The 18,541-nt window shown below is 50.6% G+C and carries 18 protein-coding genes; 10 read left to right on the top strand and 8 right to left on the bottom strand.

All coding sequences use genetic code 11. The features are described from left to right. Window positions 1-43 precede the first annotated feature (43 nt). The 7 genes from ABC502_RS06475 to metK all read right to left on the bottom strand — a co-directional run bounded on the left by ABC502_RS06475 (window position 44) and on the right by metK (window position 6,049). Window positions 44-289, bottom strand: coding sequence for a DUF1653 domain-containing protein (locus tag ABC502_RS06475; RefSeq protein WP_330086221.1), 246 nt, complete (start codon window positions 287-289; stop codon window positions 44-46). Then, on the bottom strand, window positions 273-701 hold the full coding sequence (gene ruvX, locus ABC502_RS06480; RefSeq protein WP_345915294.1) for a Holliday junction resolvase RuvX: 429 nt from the start codon (window positions 699-701) through the stop codon (window positions 273-275). The genes ABC502_RS06475 and ruvX overlap by 17 nt, the downstream gene beginning before the upstream one ends. Beyond that, entirely contained in the window at window positions 701-1,258 is a 558-nt protein-coding gene (locus tag ABC502_RS06485) for a YqgE/AlgH family protein (protein WP_330086223.1), read from the bottom strand. The genes ruvX and ABC502_RS06485 overlap by 1 nt, the downstream gene beginning before the upstream one ends. 61 nt (window positions 1,259-1,319) lie before the next feature. Further along, on the bottom strand, window positions 1,320-2,273 hold the full coding sequence (gene gshB / locus ABC502_RS06490; RefSeq protein WP_330086224.1) for a glutathione synthase: 954 nt from the start codon (window positions 2,271-2,273) through the stop codon (window positions 1,320-1,322). Between the two features lie 7 nt (window positions 2,274-2,280). Then, window positions 2,281-3,006, bottom strand: a complete 726-nt coding sequence (gene rsmE, locus ABC502_RS06495) for a 16S rRNA (uracil(1498)-N(3))-methyltransferase (protein ID WP_345915295.1) — start codon at window positions 3,004-3,006, stop codon at window positions 2,281-2,283. 112 nt (window positions 3,007-3,118) lie between these two features. Further along, window positions 3,119-4,690 carry an AbgT family transporter gene (locus ABC502_RS06500; RefSeq protein ID WP_330086226.1) on the bottom strand — a complete coding sequence of 524 codons (1,572 nt, stop codon included), beginning with the start codon at window positions 4,688-4,690 and terminating at the stop codon, window positions 3,119-3,121. 210 nt (window positions 4,691-4,900) lie between these two features. Beyond that, the gene (gene metK / locus ABC502_RS06505; protein ID WP_345915296.1) at window positions 4,901-6,049 is read right to left on the bottom strand and encodes a methionine adenosyltransferase; all 1,149 of its coding nucleotides are present in this window, start codon (window positions 6,047-6,049) and stop codon (window positions 4,901-4,903) included. A gap of 356 nt (window positions 6,050-6,405) precedes the next feature. On the opposite strand from metK, the gene tkt reads away from it, so the two are divergent. The 10 genes from tkt (at window position 6,406) to ABC502_RS06555 (ending at window position 17,088) form a co-directional block, all read left to right on the top strand. Continuing rightward, window positions 6,406-8,406, top strand: a complete 2,001-nt coding sequence (gene tkt / locus ABC502_RS06510; RefSeq protein WP_345915297.1) for a transketolase — start codon at window positions 6,406-6,408, stop codon at window positions 8,404-8,406. 41 nt (window positions 8,407-8,447) lie between these two features. After that, complete coding sequence (epd, locus tag ABC502_RS06515) at window positions 8,448-9,479, top strand: erythrose-4-phosphate dehydrogenase (RefSeq protein ID WP_330086229.1); 1,032 nt, start codon at window positions 8,448-8,450, stop codon at window positions 9,477-9,479. A gap of 27 nt (window positions 9,480-9,506) precedes the next feature. Next, window positions 9,507-10,691 (top strand): phosphoglycerate kinase, encoded by a 1,185-nt coding sequence (locus tag ABC502_RS06520; RefSeq protein ID WP_330086230.1) that lies wholly within the window; start codon window positions 9,507-9,509, stop codon window positions 10,689-10,691. 63 nt (window positions 10,692-10,754) lie between these two features. Next, the gene (fba, locus tag ABC502_RS06525) at window positions 10,755-11,792 is read left to right on the top strand and encodes a class II fructose-bisphosphate aldolase (protein ID WP_330086231.1); all 1,038 of its coding nucleotides are present in this window, start codon (window positions 10,755-10,757) and stop codon (window positions 11,790-11,792) included. A gap of 328 nt (window positions 11,793-12,120) precedes the next feature. Next, window positions 12,121-12,879: a DUF3450 domain-containing protein gene (locus ABC502_RS06530; protein WP_330086232.1), complete on the top strand. Its 759-nt coding sequence runs from the start codon at window positions 12,121-12,123 to the stop codon at window positions 12,877-12,879. Between the two features lie 7 nt (window positions 12,880-12,886). After that, window positions 12,887-14,251, top strand: coding sequence for a MotA/TolQ/ExbB proton channel family protein (locus ABC502_RS06535; RefSeq protein WP_330086233.1), 1,365 nt, complete (start codon window positions 12,887-12,889; stop codon window positions 14,249-14,251). A 2-nt stretch (window positions 14,252-14,253) separates the two neighbouring features. Next, window positions 14,254-14,778: a MotA/TolQ/ExbB proton channel family protein gene (locus ABC502_RS06540; RefSeq protein WP_330086402.1), complete on the top strand. Its 525-nt coding sequence runs from the start codon at window positions 14,254-14,256 to the stop codon at window positions 14,776-14,778. 12 nt (window positions 14,779-14,790) lie between these two features. After that, a complete protein-coding gene (locus ABC502_RS06545) occupies window positions 14,791-15,189 on the top strand; it encodes a biopolymer transporter ExbD (RefSeq protein ID WP_330086234.1) in 399 nt (132 codons plus the stop codon). 4 nt (window positions 15,190-15,193) lie between these two features. Then, window positions 15,194-15,814: a TonB family protein gene (locus ABC502_RS06550; protein WP_330086235.1), complete on the top strand. Its 621-nt coding sequence runs from the start codon at window positions 15,194-15,196 to the stop codon at window positions 15,812-15,814. A gap of 2 nt (window positions 15,815-15,816) precedes the next feature. Then, the gene (locus ABC502_RS06555; protein WP_345915298.1) at window positions 15,817-17,088 is read left to right on the top strand and encodes a hypothetical protein; all 1,272 of its coding nucleotides are present in this window, start codon (window positions 15,817-15,819) and stop codon (window positions 17,086-17,088) included. Window positions 17,089-17,158: 70 nt separating this feature from the next. Here the strand turns inward: ABC502_RS06555 and prsR are convergent, their stop codons facing one another. Then, window positions 17,159-18,526, bottom strand: coding sequence for a PEP-CTERM-box response regulator transcription factor (gene prsR, locus ABC502_RS06560; protein WP_330086237.1), 1,368 nt, complete (start codon window positions 18,524-18,526; stop codon window positions 17,159-17,161). Window positions 18,527-18,541: the final 15 nt, after the last annotated feature.

Raw genomic sequence — 18,541 nt, forward strand, 5'->3', positions numbered from 1 at the left:
GCTAAATAAAGGGATTTTCGGTCAATGCCGCAGGTTGCAAGAGTCAGGCTGGAGGGGTATCGCCCAGGTAGCGAAAACGAGGTAGCTGTGTACCTTGGTATTGCACTTGTTCACTGAACATCGCTAGTGGCCGGGCCCACAGTGATGATGCATCATACAGTGGTCGGTAGATAACCAGCCATTCTTCAGTTTCGCTGTGACGGGCTACATCCAGCACCTGATAATAAGGGCCTTTGTAGTGTTGGTAATAGCCAGGCTGAATAAGGGGATTGTCAGGCCTGGTTTTCATACCAGCTCTCAAAAATAAGCACCGCCGAGACGCTATCGACTTTGTCCTTACTGAGGTTACGAAAGCCACCTTCAGCAAAGAGTTGTTGTCTGGCATCGGCAGTGGTAAGACGCTCGTCATGCAGTTCTACTGGCAGCCCAAAGCGTCCATGCAGGCGATTGGCAAACTTGCGGGTGCGCACGGTAAACTCTTGTTCTGTGCCATCCATATTCAGTGGCAGGCCAACCAGTAACAGATCCGGTTGCCACTCTTTCAGCATTTTTTCAATCTGGTCCCAATCAGGAATACCATCGCGGGCCCTCAAAGCAGCCAGTACACTGGCGCTGCCGGTCAGTTCCTGACCGATAGCAACGCCAATGCTTTTGGTGCCGTAATCAAAGGTTAATACTGAGCGGTGTTTATCTGTACTCATTAAGCATGTCCTGCGGTACTGCTCAGTTGCCAGGTTTCAATGCCCATTTTTTTGGTGGCTGCCTGCCATTTGTAGGCATGGGCCAGGTCAAAAATGATGCTGCTATCGGCTGGGATCACCAGCCAGGAGTTATCGGCGATTTCCTGCTCCAGTTGACCGGCCACCCAGCCGGCATACCCCAAAGCCAATAAAAACTTGTCCGGGCCTTCGCTAGTAGTCAGGTTTTGCAGGATATCTTTAGACGTGGTGATCATCAGATCATCGTCCAGTTGCATACTGCTTAGATAGCCTGGCTGTGCTTTGTGCAGCACAAAGCCGCGATCAGCCTGTACAGGGCCACCGGCACAGACGGCTTGTTCTGTGATCGGATTTTTTGGGTCGTACTCGATATCCAGTTGTTGCAGTAAATCGCCTATAGTTGCTTTTAGTGGGTGATTGATGACGATGCCCATGGCACCCTCGGCATTGTGTTCACAGATATAGGTCACGCTGCGTTGGAAAAATGGGTCTTGCAGCGATGGCATAGCAATCAAAAAGTGATGCTCAAAGGTATTCATGCTGCGCTCCTTCATTCGCTACCTGCCGACCTTATTGTTGGCAGGGAACAGACCAGGTACTTCATTGACCGAGCAGTTGTTCGATGGCATCAAACAACTGACCAGTGATATGCACGGGAGCTTCGGCTTCAATTTCCCGTACACAGGTGGGGCTGGTGACATTGATCTCTGTAAGTTTATCACCAATTATATCCAAACCGACAAAAATAAGTCCTTTGGCTTTTAACGTTGGGCCCACCGCTTCGGCAATGGCACGATCAGTGTCGCTCAGTGGCCGCACTTCACCACGGCCGCCGGCAGCTAAATTACCACGAGTTTCACCCTTGGCTGGGATCCTGGCCAGCACATAGGGGATAGGCTCGCCATTGACCATTAAAATGCGTTTGTCACCCTCGCTGATGGCCGGCACAAATTGTTGCGCCATGGCATAACGGCTGTTGTGGCCGGTCAGGGTTTCCAGTACCACGCCAACATTTGGATCATCGGCTTTCAGACGGAAAATCGAAGCGCCGCCCATACCATCAAGTGGCTTGATGATGACATCCTGATGCTGTTGCCAGAAGGCTTTGAGCCGGGCTGAGTCGCGGCTTACCAGCGTTTTAGGGGTGTATTGGCTAAACCAACTGGTGTAAAGCTTTTCATTGGCATCGCGCAGGCTTTGCGGTTTGTTGACAATTAAACAGCCTTGTTGCTCGGCCAGCTCCAGCATGTAGGTAGCGTAGATGTACTCGGTATCAAAGGGCGGATCTTTACGCATCAGGATGGCGTCTAAATCCCCTAATGCAATATCTTGTTGTTGCCCAAACTGGTACCAGTTGGTTGGATCTTCTTCTACCATTAACAGCCGGGTACGAGCCCGTGCTTGTCCTTCCAGCAGATACAAGTCTGCCATTTCCATGTAATGGATGGTGTAGCCACGGCGCTGAGCTTCCAGCAGCATGGCAAAACTGGTGTCTTTTTTGATAGTGATGTCCGCTATGGGGTCCATCACAATACCGATACTAAGTGCTGTCATAAGATCCTCAGGCGAGATCGCCAAATTGCAGCTGCAGGGCGCTGATGGCCGTTAGGGCAGCTGTTTCGGTACGTAATACGCGAGGGCCAAGCCGAATGCCCAGATAACCAGCTGCCAGCGCGGCTGCCATTTCCTGCTCACTAAAACCACCTTCAGGGCCAATCATCAGGCGAATGCTTTGGGCTGGCACTAATGTCTTTATGGTGTCGCTGGCCCACGGATGCAAGGTCAGCTTCACATCTTTTGTTGGTTCGGCCAGCCAGCTTGCCAGTGGTAATGCTGGCTGGATCTTAGGTACCTGGCTGCGGCCTGATTGCTCGCAGGCAGAATGCACAATTTTTTGCCATTGCTGCTGCTTTTTTTCCAAACGCTCACCATCCAGCTTCACGCCACAGCGCTCTGAAAATAAAGGTGTTATAACACTTACCCCTAGTTCCACCGCTTTTTGGATGGCAAAGTCCATCCGGTCGCCACGCGAGATCACTTGCCCCAAATGCAAGTGTAGGTTGGACTCGGTTGCATTTGGCTCTGAACTGGTAACAGAGACCTGCACTTGCTTTTTGCTGAGGTGCTCAATCTGGGCTGAGTAATTTTTGCCATCACCATTAAATAGCTGCAAGGCATCACCTGGTTGCATTCTTAGCACCCGGCCAACGTGAGCGGCGGCTTCGTCAGGTAAAGACAAAGACGAGGTATTCAGTGGTAAGTCGACAAAGATTCTGGGTATGCGCATAGGATGTTAAGGTTAGTGCGAATTACTCTATGGTAGCAATTTGCAGCGCATAGCCAAAGAAAAACCCGCCGTAGCGGGTTTAGTGGCTAAAAGGTATTCGGCAAGCGATCGCTTATTTTGCCGGGAAACTATGGCTGGCTCCGACACCGAGTGGGATATCAAAGCCCCAGAACAACAACAGGAAAGCGGTCCAGCAAACCAGCAGGGTCACGGTAAAGGGTAGCATCAGGGAGATGAGGGTACCAATACCACTGGATTTGACGTATTTCTGGCAGAACACCACGATCAGTGGGAAATAAGGCAGCAGTGGCGTAATGATGTTGGTGCTGGAGTCACCCACTCGATAAGCAGCCTGAGTTAAGTCTGGTGATACGCCCAGCTCCATCAGCATCGGCACCATGATGGCGCCAATTAAAGCCCACTTGGCGGAAGCAGAGCCGACCATCAGATTGACAAAACCGGTCAGCAGCACGATGCCAATCAGGGTAAAGCCCATCGGGAAGGCCATTTCTTTTAACCAGTTGGCGCCTTTAATGGCCATCAAAGCTCCCAGGTTGGACTGGCCAAAAGCATAGATAAACTGAGCACAGAAAAAGGCCATCACTATGTAATAGCCCATACCGCTCATGGCTTTACTCATGCCTTCAACGACATCGCGGTGGCTTCTCACTGTACCAGCGACATAGCCGTAGACGACGCCCGGAATTAAAAAGAAAATAAAGATCAATGACACGATAGAGCGCATCAGTGGCGCAGCTGCATCGGCCAGTTCACCTGTGTCGGTGCGCCAGGCAGAGCCTTCCGGCAGGGCGGAAATCACCAGCAAAACAAAAGCAGCTACCATAGAAAAGGCAGCCCACATCAAACCTTTTTTCTCACGGCTGCTCAGCTCATCCATCACTGGTAAGTCGGCCGCATCGGCATCTACCTGAGTGTTTTTCAGCCGTGGTTCAATCACTTTATCGGTCAGGAACCAGCCAACCAGAATCACCAGGAAGGTGGAAGCCGTGGTGAAGTAAAAGTTGTTTAGCGGGTTGATCACCAGATCGGCTGCCGCCGGATGGGCGGATAAATTCACCGCTTCCTGGGTAAAGGCAGCCAGCATCGGGTCCAGGCTGGATGGAATAAAGAAAGTTGCGGAAAAGCCGCCAGACACACCGGCAAAAGCGGCGGCAATACCAGCCAACGGATGGCGGCCCGCTGCGTAGAAAATCACGGCTCCTAGTGGGATCACCAGTACATAGCCGGCATCGACCGCGACATGACTGAGAATACCTACCGCAATCAGCACAGGGGTAAGCAGCATTTTGGGCGTGACACTTAAAATAGACCGAAGGCCTGCATTAATAAAGCCGGTATGCTCAGAAACACCCAGACCGAGCATGGCTACCAGCACAATTCCCAAAGGGGCAAAGGTAACGAAGGTATTGACCATGCGGGAGGTAAATTCTGTGAGCGAACTGCCTGCCAGCAGGTTGGCAATTTGAATGGATTCGCCAGTACGGGGATCCACTTCATTAAAGCTGACGCCAGACAGCAGCCAGGAAGCGACCCAGACAAATACCATCAAGAGGGCGAATAAAATAGCCGGATCGGGCAGTTTATTCCCGACCACTTCAATCGCGTTCAGAGCGCGATTGAGCATGCTCTGCTTTTCAGCTGGAGCGGCCTGTTGTGCGGACATAGGTTTTCCTTGTAATTTTTATGGGGCGAGCGTGCGCCATGTTCCCCTGAAACTTTGATTGTAATAGCGGTCTGAACATCAGTTCTCAGACAAGGCTGCCTTATCATACACAAAAAACAGTTTGGTGAAACTGTTGACTGTGTACCTTTACTGGTACTGAAGCCAGAAAAAAGGAGAGCCTGAGCTCTCCTTAAGTGTGTTTATACGGGCTTATTTGGCGTATTGACGTAGCGCTTCAGCTTTGTTGGTTTGCTCCCATGGGAACTCATCGCGACCAAAGTGACCATAGGCTGCGGTTGGCAGGTAGATAGGACGCTCTAGTTGCAGCATATCAATCAGGCCGTATGGGCGCAGATCAAAATGCTCACGGATTAAACCAATCAACTGACTTTCTTCCAGCTTGCTGGTGCCAAAGGTTTCAACACTGATGGAGGTAGGTTCGGCCACCCCAATGGCATAAGATACCTGGATTTCACAGCGATCGGCCAAACCTGCAGCTACAATATTTTTTGCCACATAACGGGCTGCGTAAGCCGCCGAGCGATCTACCTTGGATGGATCTTTACCAGAGAAAGCACCACCGCCGTGACGAGCCATGCCGCCATAGGTATCGACAATGATTTTACGGCCAGTCAGACCACAGTCGCCCATGGGGCCACCAATTACAAAACGGCCGGTTGGGTTAATGAAAAACTTGGTGTTGCTGGTGAGCCACTCGCCAGGCAGTACCGGTTTGATGATTTCTTCCATCACGGCTTCGCGCAGATCCTCGGTGCTGATGGTATCGCAATGCTGGGTGGATAATACCACCGCATCAATACCTACCGGCTTGCCATCTTCATAGATAAAGCTGAGCTGAGATTTAGCATCCGGGCGTAACCAGGGCAGGGTACCATTCTTACGCACCTGTGCCTGGCGCTGCACCAGACGATGCGAATAGGTGATTGGCGCTGGCATCAGCACGTCGGTTTCGTTGCTGGCGTAGCCAAACATCAGGCCCTGATCGCCGGCACCTTGTTCTTTTGGATCGGCGCGATCAACCCCCTGATTGATATCCGGTGATTGCTTACCAATAGCATTGAGTACAGCACAGGAGTCGGCATCAAAGCCCATATCGGAATGCACATAACCAATTTCGCGTACAGTTTTGCGGGTCAGTTCTTCAATATCGACCCAGGCGCTGGTACTGATTTCACCACCCACCAGCACCATACCGGTTTTAACGAAAGTTTCGCAGGCAACCCGCGCTTTTGGATCTTGTGCCAGAATGGCATCCAGCACCGCATCAGAGATCTGATCGGCGATTTTATCCGGATGCCCTTCGGATACGGATTCAGAAGTAAAGATATGTTGTGCCATGGGCCTGTTATCCATCAAAAAGTTAAATACAAAGCGCCCGCTGCAAAGGAGTTCTCCAGTGCGGGTGCCGAGTTATAACGGCTATTTTAGTGAAATCGATCAGTCTTGGCTAGGAAAAATTGACGGCCAGACGTCTTTGACGCTGTATTGGCAGGCGCAGGATTGACGTTGAAGGAGCGTTTTAACGGCCAGGGGTGTGATTTAAATTTGCCATTGGCCGATGGCTGGGCGAAAATACGCAGCACAAAAAGCAGGGCAGTCAGACCCTGTTGCATACTCACGGTATAACAGCACTACTCAGAGTGATGGTTTTGCCATGACTCAAGTCAATTTTTACCAACTACCCAGGAGTTAGCATGCCTTCTCGTAAACAACTCGCCAACGCTATTCGTGCGCTTAGCATGGATGCGGTTCAAAAAGCCAATTCAGGCCATCCGGGTGCCCCTATGGGCATGGCGGATATTGCTGAAGTGCTGTGGCGTGATTTCTTAAAGCACAATCCAGAGAATCCAAATTGGGCTGATCGTGATCGTTTTGTGCTGTCGAACGGCCATGGCTCCATGTTGCTGTATTCGTTGTTGCATTTATCAGGTTACGAGCTTGGCATTGACGATTTAAAACAATTCCGACAGTTGCATTCTAAAACACCCGGTCACCCGGAGTATGGCTACGCTCCTGGCGTAGAAACCACCACAGGCCCGCTTGGTCAGGGGATTACCAATGCGGTGGGCATGGCCATTGCGGAGAAATCGCTGGCGGCCCAGTTTAACCGGCCAGGCCATGATTTGGTCGATCACTTTACTTATGTGTTCCTGGGCGATGGCTGTCTGATGGAAGGTATATCGCACGAAGCTTGCTCGCTGGCCGGCACTTTAGCCTTGGGTAAACTGATTGCCTTCTGGGACGACAATGGTATTTCCATTGATGGCGAAGTCGAAGGTTGGTTTACTGACGATACGCCAGCACGCTTCAAAGCTTATGGCTGGCAGGTGATTGAGTCGGTGGATGGCCATGACGCGGCTGCGGTCAAAGCCGCCATTGAACAGGCGCAGGCTGAAACCGGCAAACCAACCCTTATTTGCTGCAAAACCGTAATTGGTTATGGTGCACCGAATAAAGGTGGCAGTCATGATTGCCACGGTGCGCCACTGGGCGATGCTGAAATTGCTGCCAGCCGCGAATTTTTGCAATGGCCGCATGCGCCTTTTGAAATTCCGGCCGATATTTACGCCGAATGGGATGCAAAAGCCAAAGGTCAGTTAGCAGAACAAAGCTGGCAACAAAAACTGGCTGCTTACCGCGCTGCTCATCCTGAATTAGCCGCTGAGTTTGAGCGTCGTACCAGTGGCGAGCTGCCTGCCAACTGGACCGAGCAAAGTGCTGCTTACATCGAACAACTGCAAGCGAACCCAGCGAACGTTGCAACACGCAAAGCGTCGCAAAATGCGCTGAATGCCTTTGGTCCTTTATTGCCTGAATTTATGGGTGGATCGGCCGATTTGGCCGGCTCCAACCTGACCATTTGGTCAGGTTCAAAGCCACTAACGCACAATGATGCCAGTGGCAACTACATTTATTACGGTGTGCGCGAATTTGGCATGTCGGCCATTATGAATGGTATTGCGTTGCATGGTGGCTTTGTGCCGTACGGTGCTACCTTCTTAATGTTTATGGAATACGCCCGTAACGCGGTGCGGATGGCTGCGCTGATGAAGCAGCGAGTGATCTTTGTGTACACCCACGACTCCATTGGTTTGGGCGAAGATGGCCCGACTCACCAGCCGGTGGAGCAATTGGCGGCACTGCGTGCCACGCCAAACTTGATGAACTGGCGTCCATGCGACCAGGTCGAATCCGCCGTTGCCTGGCAAGCGGCCATTGAACGCACGGAAGGCCCAACCAGCTTGATCTTTACCCGTCAGGGCTTACCACAGCAAGAGCGCAATGCAGAGCAACTGGCAGCGATTCGCCGGGGTGGTTATGTGTTGCTGGATTGTGCAGGTACACCGGAACTTATCCTGATGGCGACCGGCTCAGAGGTGCAACTGGCGATGAGTGCTGCGCAGCAACTGCAGCAAGAAGGCCGCAAGGTACGAGTGGTATCGATGCCATCGACCGATGTATTTGATGCGCAGGATGCCAGCTACCGCGAGCAGGTACTGCCGGCTGCCGTCAGCCGTCGTATCGCCGTAGAGGCGGGTATTATGGATGGCTGGTACAAGTACGTGGGTTTGAACGGCAAAGTCATTGGCATGACCGGCTTCGGTGAGTCGGCGCCTGCCGAGCAGTTGTTTGCTTACTTTGGCATCACCAGTGACAAGGTGCTGGCTGCTGCCCGCGAACTATTGACCCAGTGATAAAACAAGGACAGCCCGGGCTGTCCTTTTTTCTAAGGAGCATGAAACGGATGCCCAGTGTGCAAGAACCTATTCGTGTTGCTATCAATGGCTTCGGTCGTATTGGCCGTAACATTGTCCGTGCGTTGTACGAATCGGGTCGGCAAGATATTCAGGTGGTAGCCATCAATGAGCTGGCCGATGCCAAAGGGGTGGCACATCTATTAAAGTACGACACCTCACATGGTCGCTTTGCTGCTGTGGTCGAGCGGGTGGAGCAGGGCATCAGTGTGAATGGCGATGTGATCAAGCTCTTTGCCGAAGCGGATCCTTCTGAACTGCCCTGGCAAGAGCTGGGCATTGATGTGGTGCTGGAGTGCACCGGAGTGTTTCATTCAAGGCAGCATGCCAGCTGGCATCTGGAAGCCGGTGCCAAAAAGGTGCTGTTTTCACATCCGGCCGATGCCGATGTTGACGCTACGGTGATTTTTGGTATCAATCAGCAACACCTGACGCCAGCGATGCAGATCGTTTCCAATGGTTCCTGCACCACCAATTGTGTGGTGCCGGTGTTGCAACTGCTGGACGATGCCTATGGCATTGAAAGTGGCACCATCACCACCATCCATGCGTCGATGCATGATCAACAGGTGATCGATGCTTACCATACCGATTTACGCCGCACCAGAGCGGCCAGTCAATCCATCATTCCGGTCGATACCAAGTTAGCGCTCGGCATTGAGCGTATTTTGCCGCAATTGGCCGGGCGCTTTGAAGCCATTGCTGTGCGGGTGCCAACGGTCAATGTCACGGCGATGGATGTCAGTCTTACCTTGCATCAGGATGTAAACCCAGCCGCAATCAATCAGGTGTTGCAACGCGCCGGCAAGGCGCAGCTGGCCGGTATTTTGGATTACACCGAAGAGCCATTGGTGTCGGTGGATTTTAATCACAATGCACACTCCTGCATCGTTGATGGCTCCCTGACCCGGGTCAGTCACAAACGGCTGGTAAAGTGTTTGCTATGGTGTGACAACGAATGGGGCTTTGCCCATCGGATGCTGGATACAGCCAGAGCCATGATGGCCTGCTAAGACAATTTATTTCATAGGGAGAAACAGATGACAGTGATACAGATGACCAAGCTGGATCTTGCCGGCAAGCGAGTGCTGATCCGGGAGGATTTGAATGTACCGGTGAAAGACGGCGCCGTGACCTCTGATGCTCGTTTAAGAGCGGCGTTACCCACCATTGAACTGGCCTTAGCCCAAGGGGCTGCTGTGATGGTGATGTCACATCTGGGCCGGCCGGAAGAAGGCGTTTACAGTGAAGAGGCTTCGATGCAGCCGGTGGTGGCCTGGTTGCAACAAGCTCTGACGGTTCCGGTACGTTTAGCGCGCGATTATCTGGACGGAGTGGATGCCAAGCCAGGCGAGCTGGTGGTATTTGAAAACGTCCGCTTTAACGCCGGTGAGAAGAAAAACGATGATGCACTGGCACAAAAGCTGGCGGCATTGTGCGATATCTTTGTGATGGATGCCTTTGGCACGGCGCACCGGGCTCAGGCTTCTACCCATGGTGTTGCCAAATATGCGCCTGTTGCTTGTGCCGGCCCTTTGCTGGCGAACGAACTGGATGCCCTGGCTAAAGCGCTGCAAAATCCAAAACGGCCGCTGGTTGCCATTGTTGGTGGCTCTAAGGTGTCGACCAAACTCACGGTGCTGGAATCATTATCTGGCGTGGTCGATCAACTGATTGTTGGCGGTGGTATTGCCAATACTTTTATTGCCGCCTCAGGCCATGGTGTTGGCAAGTCCTTGTGTGAAGATGAGTTGATTCCGGAAGCCAAACGCTTGATGGCTGCAGCAGAGAAGCGAGGTGCCAGCATCCCGGTTCCATCGGATGTGAAAACCGGCAAAGCATTTAGTGCCGATACAGCCGCAGAACTGAAAGCCGTGAATGAGATTGCCAGCGATGATATGGTATTTGATATCGGGCCCGTGACTACAGCGGCTTTGGTTAAGTTGCTGAAAAATGCCGGCACCATTGTCTGGAATGGCCCGGTGGGTGTATTTGAGTTCGATCAGTTTGCCGCTGGAACCGAAGCCATTGCTAAAGCCATTGCTGATAGCCCGGCATTTTCTATTGCTGGCGGTGGTGATACCTTAGCTGCCATTGATAAATACGGCATTGCGGACAGAATTTCGTACATTTCGACTGGTGGTGGTGCTTTCCTGGAATTCCTGGAAGGCAAAACCCTGCCAGCAGTCGCTATACTGGAAGAACGGGCGCGGTCAGCGCTTTAAAACATTACAACCATAAGCTCAAAGAGCATTGATAACTTTGTACCCTAACAGAGAGAGGATCTCATGGCACTTATTTCATTACGTCAGATGCTGGATCATGCTGCAGAGCATGGTTATGGAGTACCAGCATTTAATGTCAACAATCTGGAGCAAATGCGCGCTATTATGCTGGCTGCGGATCAAACCGATAGCCCGGTCATTGTGCAGGCATCTGCCGGGGCGCGTAAATACGCTGGTGCGCCTTTTCTGCGTCACCTGATCCTGGCAGCGGTGGAAGAGTTTCCCCATATCCCGGTGGTAATGCACCAGGATCATGGCACCTCGATGGCTGTGTGTCAGCGCTCTATCCAGCTGGGTTTTTCATCTGTAATGATGGATGGCTCCTTGGGTGAAGATGGCAAAACACCGATGGATTACGACTACAACGTTGCGGTTACCAAGAGTGTGGTCGATATTGCCCATGCCTGTGGTGTTTCCGTCGAGGGCGAACTGGGCTGTTTAGGCTCATTGGAAACCGGCACTGCCGGTGAGGAAGACGGCATTGGCGCGGAAGGGGTACTCACCCACGAGCAAATGCTGACCGATCCGGATGAAGCCTTTGAGTTTGTGAAAGCCACCGGTGTGGATGCCTTGGCCATTGCCTGTGGCACCTCGCATGGTGCTTACAAGTTCAGCCGGCCGCCAACAGGCGATATTCTCGCTATCGATCGCATCAAAGCCATTCATGCCAAAATTCCCAATACCCATCTGGTGATGCATGGTTCGTCGTCGGTGCCGCAAGAGTGGCTGAAAGTCATCAACGAGTTTGGTGGTGAGATCCCGGAAACCTACGGTGTACCGGTTGAGCAGATCCTTGAAGGTATCAAGCACGGTGTGCGCAAAGTGAATATCGATACCGATCTGCGTCTGGCATCTACCGGAGCGATTCGGCGCTTTTTGGCGCAGCATCCGGCTGAGTTTGACCCGCGCAAATTCCTGCAGGTATCCACCAAAGCCATGACCGAGATTTGCGTGGCTCGTTATGAAGCTTTTGGTACTGCAGGAAACGCCAGCAAGCTCAAGCCCATCAGTTTGGAAAAGATGGTGGACTTCTACAATTAAATAGTAGGTCGCTGCTTTTTTGCTCGTTTAATTTAATAAAGTTTGACAATAAAAAAAGCAGAGCTTTAACAGCGCATAAATGACGCTAAAAGCTGCATAAATAAGCACTGTTTGAATTCATGCCAAAGCCCGTTGTCGTATTGACAATGGGCTTTTTAGCTGCAATGATGCAGTTGGTTTACCCTCTAACCAGGGCTCTCTATTCGTGGTCGATGCAATGGCTTGAAGTGCTTACTGCCATTGACTGTAGGGTAGTATGAGATAAGCCCTAAAACTCCAGGTTACGTTAATCAGCAATTATTGGTTGGGAACTATGCTTAACAATAAAATGAGTAAAAGTCTTATCGCATCGGCTTTTGCCGGTGTCTTCGCCTTTTCCGGCGGAGCGATGGCGAATTCCGGCTTAGAGCAAATTCATCAGGAAAATAGCCAGATCGTCCGTGAAGCAGTGCGGTCACAGGAACGCATCAACACCATCTACGAACAAACCCAAGAGTTGCTTGGCCAATATCGTCAAGTCGTTGATCAAACCGATAGCCTGAAAGTATACAATGACTTCCTGCAGACTCTGGTCAATGATCAACAGCGTCAAATCAACTCCATCCAACGTCAAATCGATACCCTTGAAGATACCCGCCGTGGCACGGTACCTTTGATGTTTAAAATGATTGATGCGTTGGAAGAATTCGTTAAAAACGATATTCCGCTTCGCACTGAGCGCCGTATGGAGCGTGTTGAGCGCTTACGTGATTCCATGGCCCGCTCTGATGTGCAATTGTCTGAGCAGTACCGCCAGATTATGGAAGCTTACAGCATTGAGGCCGGTTACGGTTCTGAGCTAGCTTCATTCCAGGGTACTCTGAACCTGGCTGGCAATGAACTGACGGTGGATTATGTTCACCTGGGTCGTCTGGCTCTGATGGCGATGTCACTGGATGGCAACAATGCCTGGCACTGGAACCGTCAAACCAACAGCTGGGATAAACTGCCAGATAGTTATTTAAATGGTGTTAGCGATTTCATCAAAATGGCGCGCCGGGAAATTAACCCTGATATGGCACGCGTACCACTAATCGCAGCGGAGTAAGACGAACATGAGAACCTTATTTAAATCACTAATCGTTGCTGTTGCGGTAACTGCTACTGCCAGCCTGGCATTCAATGTTTCTGCCAGCACCAAGCTGGATGAAATTCTCGAGCAAGTGAAGCGCGAGCGTCAACTGGAAGGCCGTGTTAATCAGCAGCGTGAGCAAGCTTTTATCAATGCCCGCCAGGATCAACAACGTCTGCTCAATGAAGCGCGTCGTGAGCTGGCTAACCAGGAAGCTCGCGGTGAGCGTTTGCAAAAAGAATATGCCGATAACGATATTTTGATTGCGCAAAAAGAACAGGAACTGATTGCTGCTCAGGGTACCCTGGGTGAGTTGTTTGGTATGGTGCGTGGTAGTGCCAGCAATGCCATTGGTCTGGTATCCAGCTCTATCATCAGTGCACAATACCCAGGCCGTGATGAGCCATTGCGTGGTCTGGCGGCAGCAACTGAATTACCTACCATTTCAGAAATGGAAGACCTGTGGGTAGCATTGCTGACCGAGATGGTCGAGTCGGCAAAAATTGCCAGCTTTGATGCGGAAGTTGTGAACCTGGAAGGTGGTAGCTCGACGCAACGTGTTACACGTTTCGGTGCTTTCCATGTGACTACAGATCGTGACTATCTGTATTTCAATACCGACACCAACCAGCTACAACCTTTAGGTCGTGCTCCTATTTCACGTGTACACAACTCAGTATCTGATTTCCACAGTGCCCGTGCCGGTAACCTGACCAACCTGTTTGTTGACCCAACCAAAGGCAACAGCATTTTGCGTTTGAACCAGCAACGCGCGACTTTGTCTGAATACTACCACCAGGGTAAAACTGTTGGTTACCTCATCACTGTTTTACTGGTAATTGGCCTGCTGATTGCGATTGAGCGTTTTGTCGTATTGACTCTGGTCGGTGGTAAGATCCGTACTCAGTTGAAGAACCTGTCTAATCCGTCTGATGGCAACCCGTTGGGCCGTATCCTGAAGGTATACCACAGCAACAAAACTGCAGATGTGGAAAACCTGGAGCTGAAACTGGACGAAGCCATTCTGCGTGAAACACCAAAAGTTGAGCGTGGTATTGGTATGATCAAGTTGTTCGCAGCAGTAGCACCTTTGATGGGTCTATTGGGTACTGTTATCGGTATGATTATGACGTTCCAAACCATCACGCTGTACGGTACTGGTGACCCGAAACTGATGGCAGGTGATATCTCTCTGGCTTTGGTGACCACTGCACTTGGCTTGATCGCGGCATTGCCACTGATCTTCGCTCATAGCATTGTTGCTTCAAAAGCTAAGTCTGTACTTCACGTTCTGGATGAGCAAAGCGCAGGTATCATTGCTGCTCATGCGGAGAAGGAGAAAGCCTAATGATGCTCCAGCTGATTGAGCTGTGGGAATCGGTACAGGATTTTATTCATACCGGGGGCAATGTCTTGTACATTGTCGCCCTGGTGCTCTTCATCATGTGGTTTCTGATGTTAGAGCGCTACTGGTATCTGAAAGCGGTGTTTCCAAAGGAAAAGAAAGCCATTATTTCCCGTTGGGATGCGCGCGAGGACACCACCTCCTGGTATGCTCATAAAATCCGTGATACCTGGATTTCTGAAGCTACAACAAAAATTGACCAGAATATGCTGCTGATAAAGACACTGGTCGCTATGTGTCCGTTGATTGGACTGCTTGGGACTGTAACCGGGATGATCTCCGTCTTTGACGTGATGGCCACTCAGGGCACAGGTAACCCAAGAACCATGGCGTCTGGTATCTCCATGGCGACTATCCCGACGATGTCAGGAATGGTGGCTGCACTTTCCGGGGTCTTTTTCAGCTCGCGGTTAGAGATCAGAGCAAAGCGGGAAAAAGCAAGCTTGATTGATAGCTTACCGCATCATTAAAGAGAGATTTTTATGGCACGTAAACGTATTCGTGAAGACGATGAGGCCCAAATCGACATTACGCCGATGATGGATATCGTTTTCATTATGTTGATCTTCTTTATCGTGACTACTTCCTTCGTCAAGGAAGCGGGTATTGATGTCAATAAACCTGAGTCGACTCAGGCAGAGCAAAGACCAAGTGCAACCATCTTTATTGCCATTCGTCCGAATGGTGAGATCTGGATGGATCGCCGGATGGTTGATGTAGAGCGGGTTGCTGCGAACATCGAACGTCTGGTAGCTGAGTCGCCGACTGATACCATCATCATTCAGGCAGACAAAGAAACCCAGCATGGTCGGGTAATGGAAGTCATGGATCAAATCAAAGCGGCAGGTGATTACATCATCACAATCGCCGGGGAGCAGTGATACTATGGCACGTTTACTAACATCGCTATTTCTTGGTGCTGTGGTAACGTTTCTATTGTTCTTGTTGATGGCGACCCTGGTCAAAGGGACCGGGGAGCGTCGTGATAACGAGCAAGAGCGGATTGTTGTAGAAATTAATACCACGCCGCCGGATCAGGATGTGCAGGTACGGCGACCACCACCGCCGCCACCGCCACCACCACCGGCACAACCGCCACAAACGCCACAGACGCCACCGGATCAAACCGATGTTTCTGGAGCCGTTGGCTTTAATATGCCTGGCATCGATCTAGGTGGTGCTACCGGTGGTATTGGTGACCCTTCAGGTTCATTGATGCGTGATGGTGATGCACAGCCTATCGTCCGGATTGAACCTCGTTACCCAGTGCAAGCGGCTCGTGATGGTTTGCAAGGGTGGGTTCGTTTAAGCTTTAGCATTATGGAAGACGGTAGTGTCGATAATGTCGAAGTAATTGAAGCGGAGCCTCGCCGGGTATTTGACCGTGAAGCCATTCGTGCACTTCGTCGTTGGCGCTACCAACCTAAGATTGTTGATGGTCGTCCACAGCAGCAGCATGGTCTGCAGGTACAGTTGGACTTTTCACTTGATATGGCCGGAGGTTGATGATGACTAAGTTAACAAAACTCAGCTCAGCTCTGGCAATCGCTCTTGCACTGACGGCAGGCTCATTCTATGTTCCGGCCAGTCTGGCAGAAACTGCTGCACAACAGCAACAGCGTATTCAGGAGCGTAAAGATCGTCGCAGTCAGGTCGTCAGTGAGCGCACAGGCCGTTCGGTCTCGAATGCTTTTGATCTGTACCAGGAAGACAAAACTGCCGAAGCTTTGAGAGTCTTGCTCGATACCAGAACCAGTTCTGATTTCGACCGGGCTTTCGTTGATCGCTATATCGGCCAGTTGTACATTGGTGAAGATAATCAAAAAGCGTTGGAGTACCTGCAACGGGCCGCAAAGCCGGATATTTTAAGCTTTAATGATCAGGCTGGTTTGCTTGAGACCATTGCTCAATTGCATTTGCAGAATGAGGCTTATCAGCAAGCAATTGATGCGTACCAGCAATGGATGCATTTTACTGGGGAAGAAAAACACGATGTCTATTTCCGGATGGCTGCCGCTTATCAGCAAATGGAACAATATGGCAATGTGATCAGCCCGATCAATCGTGCAATTGCGTTGTCTGATGTACCTCGTGAAAACTACTACACGCTAAAGTTTGCCGCTTTATTTGAAGGGCAGCGTATTCCTGAGGCAACGGCAGTGCTGGAAGAAATGGTAACATTGTTTCCAGACAGCGGTCAGTGGTGGTTCTACCTGGGTAATACCTATCAGTTGCAGGAAGATTTTCAAAAATCTCTTTCTGTATTAAGGGTAGCGAATATCCTGGGCTTTCTCGACTCCCGTTCTCATTTTCAAATGTACGGTCAGATGTTTGCAAACAACGAAATGCCATACAAGGCAGCCTCATTGTTTGAAGAGAAAATGAAAGCCGGTGTTATTCCAGAGAATCGCCAGATTTTGTTGGCAACTGCCAGCAACTATCAAGCAGCTCGTGAATATGCAAAAGCGGCTGAGTTTTATGGCCGTTTGGGGCAGCTCGAGAACGATGCAGAAGCATACCGTCGTCAAGGCGAAGCTTTGCTGAATATTCAGCGTTATCGTAATGCGATCACTGCGTTTAATCGTGCTCTGGAGTTAAATGTAGAAAATACAGCTCGGGTGCATATGAGCTTGGTTAATGCCCATTTTTATCTGGAGCAGTATCCGCAAGCTTTGGCATCGGCACAACAAGCCCGTCGTGATGCTTCATTAGCACGGCAGGCCCGTAGCTGGGAAGATTACATTCGCGAAAAAGCCAAGCAAAAAGGTGTAAACCTATAACCTTTTGCTTTTGAATAAAAAACCCGCCAAATGGCGGGTTTTTTATTCAAAAGCAAAAGCATGGTTGTGGTTAGTGCTCATTATTAGTTTCGCTGTTGCGTAGATCAAGCATCCGGTACTTATCGATCAATGAGTACAGGGTCGGGCGGGTGACCCCAAGTAAGTCGGCTGTTTTGGACAGATTGCCGTTACTCAAAGCATAAGCTTCCCGAATGGCTTGTGTTTCGGCATCTTCGCGTACTTTGCGCAGTGTTCTTGGGGCCAGGTCTTCTGTCGATGGTAATAGCCCTAAGTCGCTTGCGGTAATTTGTTTGCTGTCGGCCAGAATGACGGCAGATTTCAGCTTATTCTGCAGCTCGCGGATATTGCCAGGCCAACGGTGGCTAAGCAGTGCCTGAATGGCATCTTCCGACAACGAGTGGACCTGGGTTTTAAACTCCTGATTGAATTTATGCAGCAAGGCCTTGGCGATGATCACCACGTCCTGGCCACGGTCCCGTAATGGCGGAATAAACAGGGTCATTTCACTGATACGGTAATAGAGATCTTCCCGGAAAGTTTGCTCAGCCACCATTTCTGCCAGATTGCGATGGGTTGCGCAAATCACCCGTACATCCACTTCGATTACCTGCCGGCCACCAAGGCGCTCGATAACCCGTTCTTGTAAAAAACGCAACATCTTTGCTTGCAGGCTTAGTGGCATATCACCAATTTCATCCAGCAGTAAAGTACCGCCATTGGCACACTCAATTTTTCCCAGCGTGGTCTTATTGGCGCCGGTAAAGGCCCCTTTTTCATAGCCAAAGAGCTCACTTTCCAGCAAGTTTTCAGGGATTGAAGCACAGTTAATAGCAATAAAAGGTTTTTCAGCGCGAGGACTTTGTTTGTGAATGCTGCGTGCAAATACTTCTTTACCAGTACCACTTTCTCCCTGCAATAAGGTAGTAATTTCAGTTGGGGCAATCTTTTCTACCATGCGACAAGCTTTTAAGATGCTATCGCTGTTGCCAATAATATCCTGTTGATGCAGCCCGGAATGCCGCAAGTAACGATTCTCTTGTTCCAGCGTACTTAGTTTAAATGCTCTGGCCAGGATCACATTCAGTACATCGGGATCGATGGGTTTCTGGTAATAATCGTAAGCACCCAGATTCACTGCTTTTAATGCGTGCTCTTTGTCGGTATTGCCGGTGATAATAATGACTTTGCAGTCAGGGTGTATTGCCAGGATATCGGTTAGACAGGCTAACCCTTCACTGGCATTGCTGGGATCGGGCGGTAAGCCAAGATCAAGGGTTACCACAGCCGGTTCGTAGCGGCGCACCTGAGTTAACGCTGAGCTTCGATCTTCAGCAAATACCAACTCGTAATCGGGCAGGCTCCATTTTAGTTGTTTTTGAATACCGAGATCATCTTCGACGATTAACAGTGTTTTCATTGCACAATCCTTGTC

The organism is Alkalimonas sp. NCh-2, from assembly GCF_039631345.1.
Classification (GTDB): Bacteria; Pseudomonadota; Gammaproteobacteria; order Enterobacterales; family Alteromonadaceae; genus Alkalimonas; species Alkalimonas mucilaginosa.